Source organism: Leptothoe sp. ISB3NOV94-8A, assembly GCF_043421595.1.
In the GTDB taxonomy this organism is placed as follows: Bacteria; Cyanobacteriota; Cyanobacteriia; order Phormidesmidales; family Phormidesmidaceae; genus Leptothoe; species Leptothoe turfae.
This window is the reverse complement of sequence record NZ_JAXSQW010000001.1, coordinates 5,816,425-5,831,405: the sequence shown is the minus strand read 5'-3', so window position 1 is coordinate 5,831,405 and position 14,981 is coordinate 5,816,425. Positions and strand designations below refer to the sequence as shown.

At 48.4% G+C, this 14,981-nt stretch carries 15 protein-coding genes; 9 read left to right on the top strand and 6 right to left on the bottom strand.

Annotated elements, in window-relative coordinates; genetic code table 11:
• The first annotated feature begins 81 nt into the window (after positions 1-81).
• Genes SPB21_RS24970 through SPB21_RS24960 form a run of 3 tightly spaced genes read left to right on the top strand, consistent with a single transcriptional unit; the run spans position 82 to position 3,331 of the window.
• Entirely contained in the window at positions 82-1,407 is a 1,326-nt protein-coding gene (locus SPB21_RS24970; RefSeq protein ID WP_163661329.1) for an efflux RND transporter periplasmic adaptor subunit, read from the top strand.
• 2 nt (positions 1,408-1,409) lie between these two features.
• Positions 1,410-2,609 carry an ABC transporter permease gene (locus tag SPB21_RS24965; protein ID WP_163661331.1) on the top strand — a complete coding sequence of 400 codons (1,200 nt, stop codon included), beginning with the start codon at positions 1,410-1,412 and terminating at the stop codon, positions 2,607-2,609.
• A gap of 8 nt (positions 2,610-2,617) precedes the next feature.
• Positions 2,618-3,331 (top strand): ABC transporter ATP-binding protein, encoded by a 714-nt coding sequence (locus tag SPB21_RS24960; RefSeq protein ID WP_499867952.1) that lies wholly within the window; start codon positions 2,618-2,620, stop codon positions 3,329-3,331.
• A 99-nt stretch (positions 3,332-3,430) separates the two neighbouring features.
• Here SPB21_RS24960 and SPB21_RS24955 read toward each other — a convergent pair whose 3' ends face one another.
• Complete coding sequence (locus SPB21_RS24955; RefSeq protein ID WP_163661335.1) at positions 3,431-3,643, bottom strand: hypothetical protein; 213 nt, start codon at positions 3,641-3,643, stop codon at positions 3,431-3,433.
• Between the two features lie 232 nt (positions 3,644-3,875).
• The gene (locus SPB21_RS24950; protein ID WP_499867951.1) at positions 3,876-4,538 is read right to left on the bottom strand and encodes a helix-turn-helix transcriptional regulator; all 663 of its coding nucleotides are present in this window, start codon (positions 4,536-4,538) and stop codon (positions 3,876-3,878) included.
• Between the two features lie 313 nt (positions 4,539-4,851).
• Between SPB21_RS24950 and SPB21_RS24945 the strand changes: the two genes are divergently transcribed.
• Together SPB21_RS24945 and SPB21_RS24940 are read left to right on the top strand one after the other, a co-directional pair.
• Complete coding sequence (locus tag SPB21_RS24945) at positions 4,852-5,901, top strand: hypothetical protein (protein ID WP_163703134.1); 1,050 nt, start codon at positions 4,852-4,854, stop codon at positions 5,899-5,901.
• A gap of 102 nt (positions 5,902-6,003) precedes the next feature.
• Positions 6,004-6,228, top strand: coding sequence for a hypothetical protein (locus tag SPB21_RS24940; protein WP_163661341.1), 225 nt, complete (start codon positions 6,004-6,006; stop codon positions 6,226-6,228).
• 159 nt (positions 6,229-6,387) lie between these two features.
• Here SPB21_RS24940 and acs read toward each other — a convergent pair whose 3' ends face one another.
• Positions 6,388-8,373 (bottom strand): acetate--CoA ligase, encoded by a 1,986-nt coding sequence (gene acs / locus SPB21_RS24935; RefSeq protein WP_499867950.1) that lies wholly within the window; start codon positions 8,371-8,373, stop codon positions 6,388-6,390.
• 695 nt (positions 8,374-9,068) lie between these two features.
• On the opposite strand from acs, the gene SPB21_RS24930 reads away from it, so the two are divergent.
• The 3 genes from SPB21_RS24930 (at position 9,069) to SPB21_RS24920 (ending at position 10,786) form a co-directional block, all read left to right on the top strand.
• Positions 9,069-9,728, top strand: a complete 660-nt coding sequence (locus tag SPB21_RS24930) for an alternative oxidase (RefSeq protein WP_163703136.1) — start codon at positions 9,069-9,071, stop codon at positions 9,726-9,728.
• A 9-nt stretch (positions 9,729-9,737) separates the two neighbouring features.
• Positions 9,738-10,103 (top strand): Alr5209 family pentapeptide repeat protein, encoded by a 366-nt coding sequence (locus SPB21_RS24925; RefSeq protein ID WP_490795796.1) that lies wholly within the window; start codon positions 9,738-9,740, stop codon positions 10,101-10,103.
• A 521-nt stretch (positions 10,104-10,624) separates the two neighbouring features.
• Complete coding sequence (locus SPB21_RS24920; protein WP_499867949.1) at positions 10,625-10,786, top strand: hypothetical protein; 162 nt, start codon at positions 10,625-10,627, stop codon at positions 10,784-10,786.
• Positions 10,787-11,043: 257 nt separating this feature from the next.
• Here SPB21_RS24920 and pgr5 read toward each other — a convergent pair whose 3' ends face one another.
• Positions 11,044-11,241 (bottom strand): cyclic electron transport protein PGR5, encoded by a 198-nt coding sequence (gene pgr5 / locus SPB21_RS24915; protein WP_163661349.1) that lies wholly within the window; start codon positions 11,239-11,241, stop codon positions 11,044-11,046.
• A gap of 785 nt (positions 11,242-12,026) precedes the next feature.
• Here pgr5 and SPB21_RS24910 point away from each other — a divergent pair.
• Positions 12,027-12,176: a hypothetical protein gene (locus tag SPB21_RS24910; protein WP_163661351.1), complete on the top strand. Its 150-nt coding sequence runs from the start codon at positions 12,027-12,029 to the stop codon at positions 12,174-12,176.
• 39 nt (positions 12,177-12,215) lie between these two features.
• On the opposite strand, the gene SPB21_RS24905 is transcribed toward SPB21_RS24910, so the two are convergent.
• Both SPB21_RS24905 and SPB21_RS24900 read right to left on the bottom strand, forming a co-directional pair.
• A complete protein-coding gene (locus SPB21_RS24905; RefSeq protein ID WP_499867948.1) occupies positions 12,216-13,796 on the bottom strand; it encodes a TolC family protein in 1,581 nt (526 codons plus the stop codon).
• Complete coding sequence (locus tag SPB21_RS24900; protein ID WP_499057183.1) at positions 13,796-14,980, bottom strand: ABC transporter permease; 1,185 nt, start codon at positions 14,978-14,980, stop codon at positions 13,796-13,798. Before SPB21_RS24900 ends, SPB21_RS24905 begins: the two co-directional genes overlap by 1 nt.
• Position 14,981 lies beyond the last annotated feature (1 nt).

Here is a 14,981-nt window from a genome sequence, read left to right as displayed (position 1 = left end):
AGTGGTTCAGGTGCCTGGGCCGATGGCATATAGCCCAGAGATTTTCTAGGATGCAACCATGAGTGACATGCTAACCCAACTATGAAAGCGCAAACATTAACTCGCTTAAAACCAATTCCACCGTGGTCAGTGGGGATAGTGGCTGTGGGTCTGGTGGGTGCGATCGCATTTACCTACATCCAACAACGCCAGCCCCCAATTGCAGAACAACAAACTGTATTCGTTAAAAAACAGGATTTAAACTCACAAATCCAGGCCAGTGGTGTCGTACAAGCCGAGCGTGTTATTAATCTAAGTCCTGAGGATTCAGGTAAAATCGCGGAACTTTTTATTCAAGAAGGTGATTTTATTACCCAGGGCCAGATTATTGCTCGTATGACCAGCCGCCGCAGTCAGGCTGAGGTTGAACAATATCGAGCGGTGCTCGCCGAGACCCAAGCAACCCTAGAGCAACAAAAGGCAGGGCCACGTTCAGAGGAGATTGCCGAAGCCCGTGCCCGTGTTGCGATGACAGAGGCATCGATTAAAGCAGCTCAGACACGATTGCAGCAGGCCCAACAACAGCTAGCCCGTTTTGATGGCTTGGCAAAGCAAGGGGCGATTTCAGCCGACGAACTTGACAGTTACCAAACCACTGCAGAAGAGGCGAGCGCTAACTTAGTAGCGGAGGAACAACAACTACAGGAAGCACAGGCAGTGCTCATGAGATTGCAAAATGGCACCCGACCAGAAGAGATTGCCCAGGCAGAAGCCGCTGTTGCTCAAGCCCAAGCTCAGCTCACCGCAGTCCAAGTAAGGCTAGATGAAACAGTTGTTCGGGCTCCTTTTGATGGCATCATTACCCGTCGCTTTGCCGAGGCTGGTGACTTTGTATCGCCTGCCACAGCAGCTTCGTCAACGGATGGTGCAGCATCCACGTCTATTGCTGAACTCTCCAGCGGTTTAGAAATTGAGGCTAAAGTCCCAGAAGCGAGCATTGCCAAACTAGCCGTGGGGCAAACCGTAGAAGTTCGCAGCAGTGCTTATCCCAATGAAGTCTTTTCAGGAGAAGTCAAACTCATTGCCCCTCGGGCAATTCGCGATAACCAGGTCACTGTTTTCCAGGTCAAGGTCCTGCTTAAAAGCGGCCAGGAGCAGCTGAAATCTGGCATGAATGTACGGCTAATATTTATCGGCCAACCCATTAGTGATGCACTGGTCATTCCCTTAGCAGCCGTCGTCACTGAGACCGATGGCACAACGGGGGTTTATGCCCAACAAGAGGACGGTCCCACATTAAAACCAGTGCAACTGGGGCCAACAGCCGGAACGCAGGTGCAAGTCATGGAAGGTCTGGACCCCGGAGACGAGATTTTAATTGAACCTCCCGCAGACCAAAGAATTGACGGCGTTGATAATCCCTTCTAGCTATGCAATTCATCGAAAATATTCAAATGGCGGCCAAAAATTTGAACGCCAATCGACTCAGAAGTTTGCTCACGATGTTAGGCATCATCATTGGCAATGCTTCTGTTATTACCATGGTGGCCTTAGGCGAAGGAGCCAAACAGTTTACTCAAGATCAGCTAGAATCCTTTGGCCCTAACCAGCTGACTATTTTTGCCAGTGACGAAGATTTAGGCCCCAACGATGACGCCGCAGAAATCACCCTGGCAGATGTGGATGCGATCGCATCCCAAGCCCCCGCTGTCTTAGAAATAGCACCTCAAATCAATGCCCAGCTACAGTTTACCTATGGATCTCGGTCCCGCAGTGGCAGCGTCATCGGCACCACCCCAGGTATTGGCTACGTGCGCAGTCTCACACTGGCTAAAGGACGTTTTTTAACCTCCACTGATCTAGAGCAACATGCCCCCGTCATTGTCTTAGGCTCTGCGTTAGAAAAGCGTCTCTTTGGTGAAGCCTCTGCCCTAGGCAAAATGGTGCAGGTCGGGGACTTCAACTTTCAGGTGATGGGAGTGATGACTAGCAAAGGCACACTGTTTGGCGTCAATTACGACGAAACAGCCTACGTGCCCATCACCACCATGGCCTATCAGCTCTCTGGTCGCCAATCCCCCAATGGCATCCCCATCGATTTTCTCGAAATCTCAGCACAAGATTCAGAAAGCATCAGGGCTGCAGCTTTTCAGATTAGTAATATTCTCACCCGTCGCCACGGCAAAAAGAACTTTTCAGTATGGGCCAATAAGTCATTCCAGGACATGGTGGCCAAAATCACCGCAGGATTGAGCTTAATGCTGGCGGCGATCGCCAGCATCTCTCTTTTAGTCGGCGGCATCGGTGTGATGAACATCATGCTGGTATCTGTAACCGAACGCACCCATGAGATTGGTCTACGCAAGGCGATCGGAGCAACCCAGCGGGTAATTCTCACTCAGTTTTTGATTGAGGCGATTATTCTATCGGTTGCGGGAGGGGTGATTGGTATTGGTTTAGGGACAAGTGGGGCTGTGATGGTAGCAGCTTTTAGCCCACTGAAACCAGGAATTACAGTGAATTCAATTCTGCTTGCCACTGGGGTTTCGGGGACTATTGGCCTCATTTTTGGCGTTGTCCCTGCCAGGCAAGCAGCGCGGTTAGACCCCATTGTTGCACTGAGAAGTTAACGTCGATCATGGCTCTCATTCAAGTTTCAAATATTACCAAAACCTACAACATGGGAGATGTCCAGGTTCATGCCCTAGCAGGTGTCAGCTTTGCCATCGACCCAGGCGATTACTGCTCAATCATGGGAGCATCTGGCTCCGGTAAATCCACGCTGATGAATATCATCGGCTGCCTGGATCGCCCCACCACTGGCCAATACCATCTGGACAAAGTAGAAGTCGATCAGCTGAGTGACGACGAACTCGCCCATATCCGCAATCGCAAAATTGGGTTTGTCTTTCAACAGTTTCATTTGCTACCCCAATTAACAGCGCTAGATAACGTCATGCTGCCCATGGTCTATGGCGGAGTTGCCTATGGTGAACGACAACGGCGAGCAGAAGAAGCCCTGGTTAAAGTGGGTCTGGGTGACCGATTACAAAATCAACCACGGCAGTTATCGGGGGGACAACAGCAACGGGTTGCGATCGCACGCGCCATTGTCAATCAGCCAGTCCTACTATTAGCCGATGAACCAACCGGTGCCCTGGATACTCAAACCACTGAAGAAATTTTGCTCATTTTTGAGCAACTCAATGCCAGCGGCATGACCGTAGTCATGGTTACCCATGAAGTAGAAGTAGCCCGTAACACCCGTCGAATAATTTGGTTTCGAGATGGTCAGATTTTGCATCAAAATTTAGATGCCCAACAGTTGCATGAAGTCGTCGCTGCCACATAGAAAACTACAGTGTGACAACACCACCACTATCTAATAACCAATAACCAAAGCAGCCCCCAACAACCAGACGGCACCTTAATCATCCACAAAGCAAAACCACTAAGCCGATCCACCACAAGCCGACGTATCCCGTACCCATGGAGAAGGAAACGATGCCACAAGCACGCCCAATAGCTGACCTTCTTCCAAAATCCATCGAGCAATGGGCTGAGGAGCCTCAGGTTGAGCCACGTGGCACATTGAAGACAAAATTTCCACAACGTCCGGGGGATGGCTATTGGCAGGTTTAATCACTGGAAAAGTGGAGCGCATGAGTGTGTTGTTCTCTGGCAGCTAAACATGTGCTGCACTTGTTCTAAGTTAAGGAAACACCTTTAGCTTAAACACTTACAGACTAATCTGAGTGATCATGGCTGCTTGACAGTGTGTTTTATATCACTTAGCACGTGGAATATATATGTTTTCGTAAATTACATAATGACGGTTTCTAAGTATCTCCAGCCATTATGTAACTTTCCAGCTACGTGTAAAATTAGGCACACCGCTATACCAGGTGTCGACAGCGACATTCAATGCTGCATTTGCAGAAAATGCTCTTCATGTGCTTTTTAACCGTGTTCAGGGTAATCATCAATTCCTTGCAGATTCGACGGTAGGAAAGCCCTTGCAGATAAAGCTCCCAGACCTCAGCTTCACGGCTGGTCAAACCATGGCGATAGGCATCACACACCGCTCGATCATGGGCAATCTTGGTCAGATCATCAATGGTCACCAAAATGCATTTCGTTGGCTGATCTGCCAGATCAATCCATTCCGCATTGAGATGGAGACGAATGCCCCCCGGCAGACATACAGTGTCATACAACTGCAGCGTATGGTCTGGAAAATCTACACAGCTCTCCATCAGAAAGTCACGGAGCGCCAGCACCTGGTCGGGCAATGTTGAAAGCTGAGGCATACCAAACGCTTGGCCCGGTAAACTTTTATGCAGCAGGACACAAAATTCATCTGCCTTTGTTGTGCTCCGCAGTAGCTTGCCAGTTGCATCAAACAGAATAAAACCGCGAAACGGGAAAACCTGGCCTAGCAGCAGTTCAAAAATCAGGTCAAGCTTATCAGAGCTAAGAGTTTTTTCAATTGGGCCATGGGCCATGGGCTCAGATACCTCACCCAGGGGTAAGGGGAGGTCGGTCACGGTATATAGCATAGGTCTGCTTAAAAGTTGGGGGACGTGATCAGCCGTCGTCAAACCTAGAATTCCTTGGGGCAGAAATCAGATTTTCTTGCTTCGCCTGATCACACTCCTAACCTACGCAATGTGGCGGAACAGCGCCTACGAGGGAGATGCCGCCGCCTTAACCCTGCAGAAGTCATGGTTAAGGACATGTTTTTTGATCAAGAATAGGGTGGCACCCCAGAGGAGCATGAGCTAGCATCAAGCAGGGTGAAGCAGGGGTGAAGCAAGGTTACAACATCCCATGCCCCGTAGGACATTCATGGCTTATAGGAGCGGCATCACCATGGATCAGGAGCTAAAACCAAACAATGTTGAGGATTGGTTCCCCCTTGATATACAAACCCAATACATCGAACACATCGTGCATCAGCCAGGTTTAAAAATAACCTTGAGGCAAGCAACCTATTTTGTGCGGCTGTGGGGCTACGGCTATCTGCAACAACGGGGCATGGACTATGCGCCCATAAGCACCCTCAACCGTCAGATTAGTAGTTTTTACTGCTCCCACAGTGATGCAGCAGATTTGTTTTATACCCAAAACCAGGGAACACCGCGAGCTGCTGGACAAATGTTAGACAAGCTCGCTTCTAAAAATCTTCTGAGACGGGGCGAATCCGACGGTGTTGCTACACGACTGAGCTTAAATATTCCTCAAAGTTTTGAGCTACCGGAGGAGAAAGCAGATGACACATTCTATCCGGATGCTTTTGATCCTCGCAATGATGCCACCCTTGTTGCCAATATTCTAGAACAGGTCTATAGCTATGATCCTGAAAGACCTGAATCAATGTTGCACAATATCAAGAAAGGCATACGCCAATGGTCTCGGCAATATCCTGATGGCCTGCGGGTCTTACGACGGATGTCTACCAAAGAACCGGTAGGGTTCGCCGCATTCTTACCGGCCCATCCCGATTCAGAAGAGAAGTTTGATCTCTCTCCTAGTCGCAGCTTACACCTGAGTCGGCTGGATATGAGAGAAGACGATCCCATCACAGTGGCAACCAAAGGCGATCCTGATTGCTACACAGTGTTTGTGCGTAGCTGGCAAATTGAGATAGATGTGTGGACCTATGAGACGGCCTGTGAATTTATTAAAGACTCTCAAATCACCTTACGCAAAATTCGCGATGATTTTCCCAATCTGAGTGACATTTACACCATTGCCATTCACCCCCTGTCAGAAGACTTTGCCCTCACCCTCGGTTTCCGCATGACTAAAGGAGATCCAGATTCTTCGTTACGCTGGCTTTACATGCCTTTAGACCGATTTTTGGAACTAGATTACGAAGATGTTTTACTCAATTTTAATTACAGTCATCGCTACAATTAAACGGCTGACATCGCCTAAAGTACGGTTTTTAAGGTGGTTAACCACACTACACCACAGAAAAGCCCCTTTAGAATGGAATCATTCTTACGTACGTCAGCATTTATGGATCGTCCCAAACCACAGCCTGCTCGCCCAGTGCTGGATCAACGCCCCAAGGTACAGAGAACAGCCGACAGGTTGAAGTCCTTTCGTCCCTTGCCTTATCACATCGCCCTGAGTCAAGCAGCCCGATTAGAGGCTTGGACCCAGGCCATAGAAGACATTGGCGGACCCGCAGAAGCGATGGATAGCAGCGATTTTGATCCGCGACTGATGGAACGAGAGTAAATAATTGGCATGGCCTCACGGCTTTAGATGCACGGCTTCAGATGCACAGCTTTAGAGTCATAGTAAACAGGCAGCGGAGCGACATTCAGCCTAGATCCACTGCCTGTTTATCTTGTTTATCTATAGTGAAGGATGAAAAACACCCATTCAGCGCTTGGTTTATGCTCCAGTCCGCAGCTTCTCTAGGACGCCTTGGTCTTCCATGGTGGTGGCATCACCGACTAGATCTTCGCCACTGGCCAGGTTACGCAGGAAGCGACGGATGATTTTACCGGAGCGGGTCTTGGGTAACCCGTCTGCAAATCGAATTTCGCCGGGTCTTGCGATCGCACCGATCTCCTTCACCACATGCTGCTTCAGCTCAGCCTTCAACTCATCACTGGCACTGTGTGTGCCTTCCAAAATCACAAAGGCAAAGACATCTTCACCTTTGATCTCATCCCTGCGACCCACCACAGCGGCTTCTGCCACAGCGGGGTGAGAGACTAGCGCCGACTCAATTTCCATGGTGCCCAGGCGGTGTCCCGACACATTGAGTACATCATCGGTACGACCCATGATCCAGAAATAACCATCTTCATCCTTACGGGCACCGTCACCAGCAAAATAGACATACTTACCATCCTTGGGGGGAATGTGCTCCCAGTAGGTGCGGCGGAAGCGGGCATCATCTCCGTAAACCGTACGCATCATGCTAGGCCAGGGATGCTTGACCACTAAGTATCCCCCTGCGTTGGCACCAACAGGGTTGCCTTCGGCATCAACAATATCGGCCAAAATACCGGGGAACGGCTTGGTGGCTGAACCGGGCTTGGTTGCGATCGCGCCAGGCAACGGCGTAATCATAAAGCCACCGGTCTCAGTCTGCCACCAGGTATCAATAATTGGGCACTTCTCACCGCCAATGACCCTGTGGTACCACATCCACGCTTCTGGGTTGATGGGCTCACCCACAGTCCCAAGAATCCGTAGAGAAGATAGGTCACGAGCATTGGGGTGTTGGTCCCCCATCTTAAGAAAGGCACGAATAGCCGTGGGAGCTGTGTAGAAAATAGTCACTTTATACTTCTGCACCACATCCCAGAAACAACCTGGATTAGACGCACGGGGTGCACCTTCATACATCACACTGGTGGCACCGTTGGACAGAGGACCGTACACAATGTAGCTATGGCCTGTAATCCAGCCCACATCAGCCGTACACCAGTAGACATCATCCTCCTTGATGTCAAAGGCCCACTTAAAGGTCATGTGGGTGTAAAGGTTGTAGCCCCCCGTCGTGTGCACCACCCCCTTAGGCTTACCCGTGGTACCGCTGGTGTAGAGAATAAACAACAGATCCTCACTGTCCATCGGCTCGGCAACACACTCAGTGGCAGCACCGGGCTTCACATCGTGCCACCACACATCGCGGCCGTCAGTCCAATCCACAGCCTGCTTTGTGCGCTGCACCACCAGCACGTTGGTTACGGTGGGCACAGCGTTCTCTGCTAAAGCTGCGTCTACAGCAGGCTTCAGCGGCATTGCCTTATCTTTGCGGAAACCACCGTCAGCAGTAATGACGACCTTGGCCTCAGCATCATTGAGACGATCCCGTAGGGCTTCAGAACTAAAGCCACCAAAGACAACGGTGTGAGCAGCACCAATACGGGCACAGGCTAGCATGGCCACAGCTGCCTCAGGAATCATTGGTATATAAATGCCCACCCGGTCCCCCTTGGCTACACCCATGCCTTTGAGCACATTAGCCATTTGGCACACTTCAACGTGGAGCTCAGCATAGGTGAGGGTACGAGAATCGCCAGGTTCCCCTTCCCATACAATGGCTGGCTTATCCCGGCGATGGGTATCGAGATGTCGATCTAGACAGTTATAGGAAATATTGATTTTGCCACCGACAAACCACTTGGCAAAGGGGGGCTGCCAGTCAAGAACGGTATCCCATTTCTGGAACCAATTCAGTTCCTGCTCAGCGAGTTCAGCCCAGAATGCAGCAGGATCAGCCGCCGCCTTATCGTAGAGAGCTTGATACTGATCAGCGCCAGAAACAGTTGCCGCTGCCGCAAACTCAGCGGGCGGCTCAAACAGTCGCTGCTCGTGCAAAATTGATTCGATAGCAGGCTGTGAGTTAGGGGATTGTGCCATAGGTCGTCTTAACTAGCGTTTCTATATGCGGTTCTTTGAAGGCTATAGGTTGCAGACGCAGCCAGGCCAAAACCGTCTATGTTTCTCAATATTTTTCGATGTAATGGCACGCAGAATTCATTTTGGTTGGAAAATGTAAATTATCCGTAACGAAGTCTACGGCAAGCATCACATTCAAGATGTTGGCGAAAGGGATATAGCGTATGTAGCTTCAGTAGTCAAGTAGCACTGATTGACTCAAACGGCTCCCCGGCTGTACACCCATCTGATGGAGAGGACTCATACCAAGCAACCCCAGGAGGGTTTTTAGGGAAGCAGCATCCATCCCAACAATTCGGACTGCATAAAACACCTGTCAGCAGGCATCACACCAGCAACATTCAACAGACAAATTCTCTCCCCCTTCAAAAACAAGGCAATTAGATTGCAAACTACTTCAGTATTTTAACAACATGTTTAACAACTTAACAACATGTTTAACAACCTCATAACACGTTTAACAACATGTTTAACAACACATATGTTGTCTATTACTAGATATCAAGAAACACCACCATTAACCCTAGAAATCGCTAGATTATTTGAGACAGAAGTAAGTTTGCAGCCTGCCTAATTCACGGCAACTGATGCACCTCACCTCAACCAATCAGGTACCAACAACAAAGTTCTTTCTCTAACCTCTTGGAGAACACCTCATGATTAAAGCTCTAGTAGGCATTCTTGTTTTTGTTATCAACACAGTCTACAAAAATCGACCCTACCCACGCTTTTACGTTTTAGAAACCGTTGCCCGTGTTCCCTATTTTTCCTACCTATCTGTCCTGCATCTTTATGAAACCTTAGGCTGGTGGCGGAAAGTCGACTGGCTAAAAGTCCACTTTGCTGAATCTTGGAATGAGCTGCATCACCTGCTCATCATGGAAGAGCTGGGTGGCAGCCAACAATGGGTTGATCGTTTTCTGGCTCGCCATGTAGCCCTGCTCTATTACTGGATTATTGTTGCCATCTACGCCATTAATCCGCGTGCGGCTTATCACTTCATGGAATTAGTCGAAGAGCATGCCTATGCTAGCTATGACAAGTTCCTACAGTCGAATGAAGCTACTCTCAAGCAAGAACCCGCTCCTCAAGTAGCCATCAGCTACTATCGTGATGGGGATCTCTACATGTTCGATGAGTTCCAAACTTCTCATCCCCCTACAGAGCGCCGTCCCCAAATTAAAAATCTTTACGATGTGTTCGTCGCCATCCGTGACGATGAAATGGAGCATGTCAAAACAATGGCCGCTTGCCAGCAGCCCGATGCTCAGCTAACACTTCAGAGCCCTCATACTCCAGTCTTTGCAGCTAAATAGGTGTGCATTATGTCTCAAGCTACTGCCTTACTTCAAAACTACAGTCGCGGCCAAAGAGCGTTCTCAGGTCTATCTCTGGCTAATGTGAATCTTAGCCAAGTGGACCTCAAGGGTTCGGATCTTAGCTACAGCGACTTGAGCAACGTTGACCTCAGTCAAGCCAATCTGCGCGGTGTTGACCTTAGCTATGCCACCCTCAGCAAGGTCGATTTGCACAATGCCGACTTACGCGGTGCTATGCTGATAGGCACCGATCTTAGGGAAGCCAGATTAGACAAGGCTAATCTCAAAGATGCAGACTATATAGCAGGAACCACACAATTTCCTAGCAACTTTGACCCCACAGGAGCACAAATGTCTTCAGTGGAATCCTGAGGAAACGTAGCCTAGCGCTTATAGCTCTCTCTTACCCCCACTCTGTTGTCCCTTGAGAAGGAAACAGCGGAGTGGGGGTACTGTTGTTGGCATCATATGAAGAGAATGAAAGATGGTTTGATTCCGTCGAATATGGTCAGCCTGCATCAAACAAGTCACGGTTATGGATAGAGAACACACAAACCAAAAGGTAAATGTTACGTATCTTTAACGGAAAAGTACCCATAAGGGTAACGCAAGGATAGGTGCGAAAACATACAATGCTTTTGTAAGCAATACGGACTCAGTCATAAATTTTCCGTATTTTTGATTAAATATCTAGGCCAATCAAACAACTGTCTGCTAAGTAATCATCACTTTTGACTGCGTACTACATCAGGTATCACAGGGAGTGAAAATCAACACCTTCATTTTTTCTCTAGAGTAATTGAACCCATGATATGCGCCTGCTCAGGGTGCCATTACCCTGATGCTTCAGATTACTGTCTCATGTCTGCCAATGTTTTTTAGGAGATAACGTAATGTCCCCGATTCTCTTCATTTCATTGCCATTCGTATTACTGTTCCTCATGGCTCAAGGTGCTGGCGCTGGCAAATCCTCTAAGAAAAAGGGTTCAAAAGATTTTGAATATCAGGATGGTGACATCATCATCATTCGCAAACAATCTAATAGAAAGTCTTAGCATCTTTTTTCTAGAACAGCATACTTTTCTCAAAAAGACTGCTCAGAAGTCACCTTCTTAGGACATAAACAGCCCCTGGCATCAATGTCAGGGGCTGTTAGCTATGGTGTACCGAACGGTTAAACTCTCTAACGATGAAAAGCCTCTACCATAAACGATAGAGGCCAGACTGTATTGTATCTCTGGAGAGAGGAAAGATAATATATGCAGTCAGCCACTAGTCAGGAAACAGGCTGAATGCCATGAAATTCAAGTTCTTACGCCAAAAATCCAAGTCTCTTACCATTGTCGCGTGCTACACGAATCAGATTCTGACGCTCTGTGCGATCAATACCGAACCAATTACAAACCGTTGTAATCACTTTCGAATGTAGGGCAATGACCTTTCCGCGCATTTGATTAAATTCACGCTTGCCAAACTGATTACGAAGCAGAATTACGATAGGTGCAAACATGATGGGCTCCTCGAAACTAAGTGTGTGAGAAGGGTCTGAAAAGCATTACCCGAAGAGATTGGACAATGCTGATTAGCAGTAACGCTTTGCAACCCTTGTAAACAATAGTAACGCAATGTAACAATAACGTTACAAACTATTGCATTTATTTTTCTTATCTGAGTTATTCCAGAGCTATAAGTCTTAACGTCAGCACATAGCCAGCCGCCCAAAAGGCTTGCCTAAGATGTACTGAGAAATTCCATAGGGAAACTCCATTGATGTGCCATTAACGAAGCATGACTAGCACCATAAGCTGCATCTTGGCAGGTAGTTACCTTTACTGCACCATCCGGACTTTGACGAAGGCTCTTGGGCTTAAAGCAACCGACATCCGACCAGCGGACGCTCACTCCTCCTCTAATAAGGGTGGTGGCACTAAGCCAAACCACGGGGCAAAATCGTAGAGTGTGATTACTGGCTATGGGTCGCATGGCCTATGGGCCAACCAGAGAATCTACTACTGCAAATTATTGAAAATCAAAACGTAACATTCTCTTAATAGTTTTAAGCATCCAGTCCATTGCTTTTGTTTCAAGGCCGAGGATGGGTCAAAGGACAGCCTTTATTACATTTGTTTACATTTGTTTATGCAATACTAATATTTAGAAACATTTCCTGAAATATTAGTCTGATGCACCTTTAGGGCTTTCCATATCATTGGCTCATTTCAGGGTTTCTAATAATCGGTATTGCCCGCCATGCAATTAGGGCAACCAGTTCCTAACGACTCAAGGAAAATCAAGATGCGTAATTATCATCAAGACCACGTTAAAGTCGCTGTGTATTCTGCCAAGATGGATGCTTCTGAGCAGCAACGCAGTCAGGATATGGTGTTGGCAATCCTGATGATTCTGAGTGCTGTGACTGTTATGGGTTTGCGTATGCTGTTCTAAGCAGCTCAGTTTAGACGCGATCGCAACCTAGACATCTCTCTATTCATCTTCATCAGACTCTAAGCTCTCTGGCACCATTAGCAACTTACTCTCCTCAACTTGCACAGACCAGACATCAAGGGTGGTGCCAAGGGATTGATTGAGGGATGCGATCGCATCTGCAAAGTCAATGGCAGCAGTGACCTCACTGTTTTGCGCCTCGACCAGATCATTTTGCAGCTCCAATACTTCAAAAATGTCCCGAGTGCGACCCCGGCGTGCTCGGGCACGGGCATTTTCTAAACGCTGCTCAGCCAGCTCCCGAGCTAGACGTGTTACCTCAATGCGATTGCGGGCAGATTCTACATCTCGTAGCTGGTCTGCAACATCAAGTTGAATATCAGACTCAAGTCGATCCAGATCATTTTGTAACTGTTGTTGCGATACCCGGTTACGCAGCAAAGCGGTTTCCGTTGATTCATCTTCCAACAGTCGCGTCAATACTAACTCTGTTGATGCTTCCGAAAATTCTCTTGTGCTGGCATTGGCGCGTAAATCTAAATTCCAGCGGCGATTGTCAGTAGCTACCACACCATTGATCTCAGCAATTTCTAAATCTAGCTGAGCCTGGCGATAGTCTGGTCGATTCCCGTAAGCAATCTCCACCAGCTCCTCTAAGGACGGAACCTCAGAGTCTTCAGCAACCGTGCTCAATGTGGCCAAAGCTTCTTCTGGAATTGTAATTTCCAGCGAGTCGTCCAAATCTAGCAGATTTAAGAGATCCGATTTCGCCTGTTGTAGCGCATTTTCAGCTTCTAAAACATTAGTTTCAGTAGCTGCCAGGTTGGCATCAATTTCCACTAACTCAAATCGGGCTCTCCGTCCTGCTTCTACCAATGCCTCGATTGAACGGCGCTGTTGTTGCTGAGTCTCAAAAGATAGCTGTTGAATCTGTAGACTGGCTTGGGCGCGAATTAACGCATGGTAAGTGTTGATGCCGCCAGTAATATCCGTAATTAGTCGCTGTTGCAGATTAAGCTGATTACTAGTTTCTTGTAAACGGGCAATTTTTACAGAGGATGTGTTAACCGCTCGCCCAGCCCCCCGCAACAGCGGCTGAGTCACCGATAAATCCACCTCTTGATCCTCAATCAAATCAACCGTTACCTCCAGCGTCGTTCCCAAGGGGGTCAGCAGCTCTCCCCCCAGACGAGCTTCACGGGTAATTTCGGTTGTATCAGCCGTACGATCGCTCAGGCCCAGGCTTAAGGTTGGAGTTAAATCTGGGGTAAAGATACTCTCCGCTTCTCGTAGATCTTGTTGTTGGGCAATCCGCTCTAAGGCAGCATTTCTCAGTTCACGATTGTTTTGCAGTAACAGCGTAACAACGTCTGACTGGGTTAATGCCAAAGTCTGGGCAGGGTTATTCTGCGTCTCAGAGGGGGCTAATAATGGGGCCGAGGGAGACTCAGTACTCGGCTCAATACTCGGAGATGAGTCAGATTCCCGTTCAGACTGGGAATTTGGTGTGGGCGGTAGCTCAGGCAGTTGCGTAACCGGTTGCGCAACTGCTGGCTGAAGCATTGATGTTGCCAAAGCACTGGCCATTAAAAAGATATGTAGCTGATTTTGAAATCGCATCAGTCACTCCGCAGGGCTTTAACAATATCAACTTGGGTAGCGCGCAAAGCCGGGATAAAGCTAGCGCCCACACCAACGACCACCGCTGCCCCCATGGATAAGGCAGCATTACGAGATGAGAATCGATAGGGAGCCTCTATGACAATCGTTGTGGCCGCTTGGGTCAGACCGTGGACCGTGGCAACAGCTACCGCCCCCCCCAGCAGGCTTAATATCACCGCCTCTAAAATGAACTGACTCATCACCTCTAACTTAGATGCACCAATGGCTCGACGAATACCAATTTCTTTGGTCCGCTCTAGCACGGCAGCAACTGTAATATTGGCAATGCCCACGCCGCCAATGACCAGGGCAATTAGACCCACTGCAGTGAGGGCAGCTGAGGCAATTTTTTGCACTTCTAAGTCTTCTAACAAATCATCCGCATTACTCCAAACATGAACCTCGGCCTGGGGAAAACTCTGTTGCAAAAAAGCTTCGACCGCTTCGCTAAGGTCGCCAATTTGAGTCAAGGAGTGGGAGCTAATTTGCAATGAATCCCAACGATATCCCCCAGACAAAACAGTTGCAAAGGTCTCAGTCATCCACAACTCCCCCCCTGTGCCCCATTCAGAGTTAGATTTGGACTCCATCACACCAATCACGATAAAGCGATTACCATTGGCATAAACAGCCTTATTTAAAGGTGATTTCTCCTGAAATAGGCCCACTGCCAACTGTTCGTCGATGATGGCCACAGGGCGATACTGTTCCACATCTCCTGGATCAAAAAACCGTCCCTGCAACATCTGTCGCCCTGTGGTATCTAAATAGTTAAGGGACACACTGCGGGCATCCACTTCGGCTTCATTGGCTTCGTATTGAACATTGTTAATGTTGTAAACGTTGCTAATAGAGCTAACGGAGCGAATTTCAGTAATTGAGTTGGTAAGCGCCTTTTGAAAGGCTTCATCCAACTCAGGTTGGGGGCCATTCCTGGCATAGACCCAGGGACTAACAAATGGTCGATCACGCTGGGCTAGTTTAAGATCAATTTGTTCACGGGTAATGGTTTGAATGTTGAGGGTGGCACTGACCGCACCTACCCCCATAAACACGCCAAATGTCGTCAGACCAGAGCGCAGCCACTGATTGGTCAGGGAGCGCCAGGTCATAAACAGTAGATCTGGTAAGGGAAGTCCCATG

What these genes read in the sequence shown, in the direction of transcription:
- SPB21_RS24970 (WP_163661329.1), top strand. Translation starts at nt 82, where the DNA reads ATGAAAGCGCAAACATTAACTCGCTTAAAACCAATTCCACCGTGGTCA.
- SPB21_RS24965 (WP_163661331.1), top strand. Translation starts at nt 1,410, where the DNA reads ATGCAATTCATCGAAAATATTCAAATGGCGGCCAAAAATTTGAACGCC.
- SPB21_RS24960 (WP_499867952.1), top strand. Translation starts at nt 2,618, where the DNA reads ATGGCTCTCATTCAAGTTTCAAATATTACCAAAACCTACAACATGGGA.
- SPB21_RS24955 (WP_163661335.1), bottom strand. Translation starts at nt 3,643, where the DNA reads ATGCGCTCCACTTTTCCAGTGATTAAACCTGCCAATAGCCATCCCCCG.
- SPB21_RS24950 (WP_499867951.1), bottom strand. Translation starts at nt 4,538, where the DNA reads ATGCTATATACCGTGACCGACCTCCCCTTACCCCTGGGTGAGGTATCT.
- SPB21_RS24945 (WP_163703134.1), top strand. Translation starts at nt 4,852, where the DNA reads ATGGATCAGGAGCTAAAACCAAACAATGTTGAGGATTGGTTCCCCCTT.
- SPB21_RS24940 (WP_163661341.1), top strand. Translation starts at nt 6,004, where the DNA reads ATGGATCGTCCCAAACCACAGCCTGCTCGCCCAGTGCTGGATCAACGC.
- acs (WP_499867950.1), bottom strand. Translation starts at nt 8,373, where the DNA reads ATGGCACAATCCCCTAACTCACAGCCTGCTATCGAATCAATTTTGCAC.
- SPB21_RS24930 (WP_163703136.1), top strand. Translation starts at nt 9,069, where the DNA reads ATGATTAAAGCTCTAGTAGGCATTCTTGTTTTTGTTATCAACACAGTC.
- SPB21_RS24925 (WP_490795796.1), top strand. Translation starts at nt 9,738, where the DNA reads ATGTCTCAAGCTACTGCCTTACTTCAAAACTACAGTCGCGGCCAAAGA.
- SPB21_RS24920 (WP_499867949.1), top strand. Translation starts at nt 10,625, where the DNA reads ATGTCCCCGATTCTCTTCATTTCATTGCCATTCGTATTACTGTTCCTC.
- pgr5 (WP_163661349.1), bottom strand. Translation starts at nt 11,241, where the DNA reads ATGTTTGCACCTATCGTAATTCTGCTTCGTAATCAGTTTGGCAAGCGT.
- SPB21_RS24910 (WP_163661351.1), top strand. Translation starts at nt 12,027, where the DNA reads ATGCGTAATTATCATCAAGACCACGTTAAAGTCGCTGTGTATTCTGCC.
- SPB21_RS24905 (WP_499867948.1), bottom strand. Translation starts at nt 13,796, where the DNA reads ATGCGATTTCAAAATCAGCTACATATCTTTTTAATGGCCAGTGCTTTG.
- SPB21_RS24900 (WP_499057183.1), bottom strand. Translation starts at nt 14,980, where the DNA reads ATGGGACTTCCCTTACCAGATCTACTGTTTATGACCTGGCGCTCCCTG.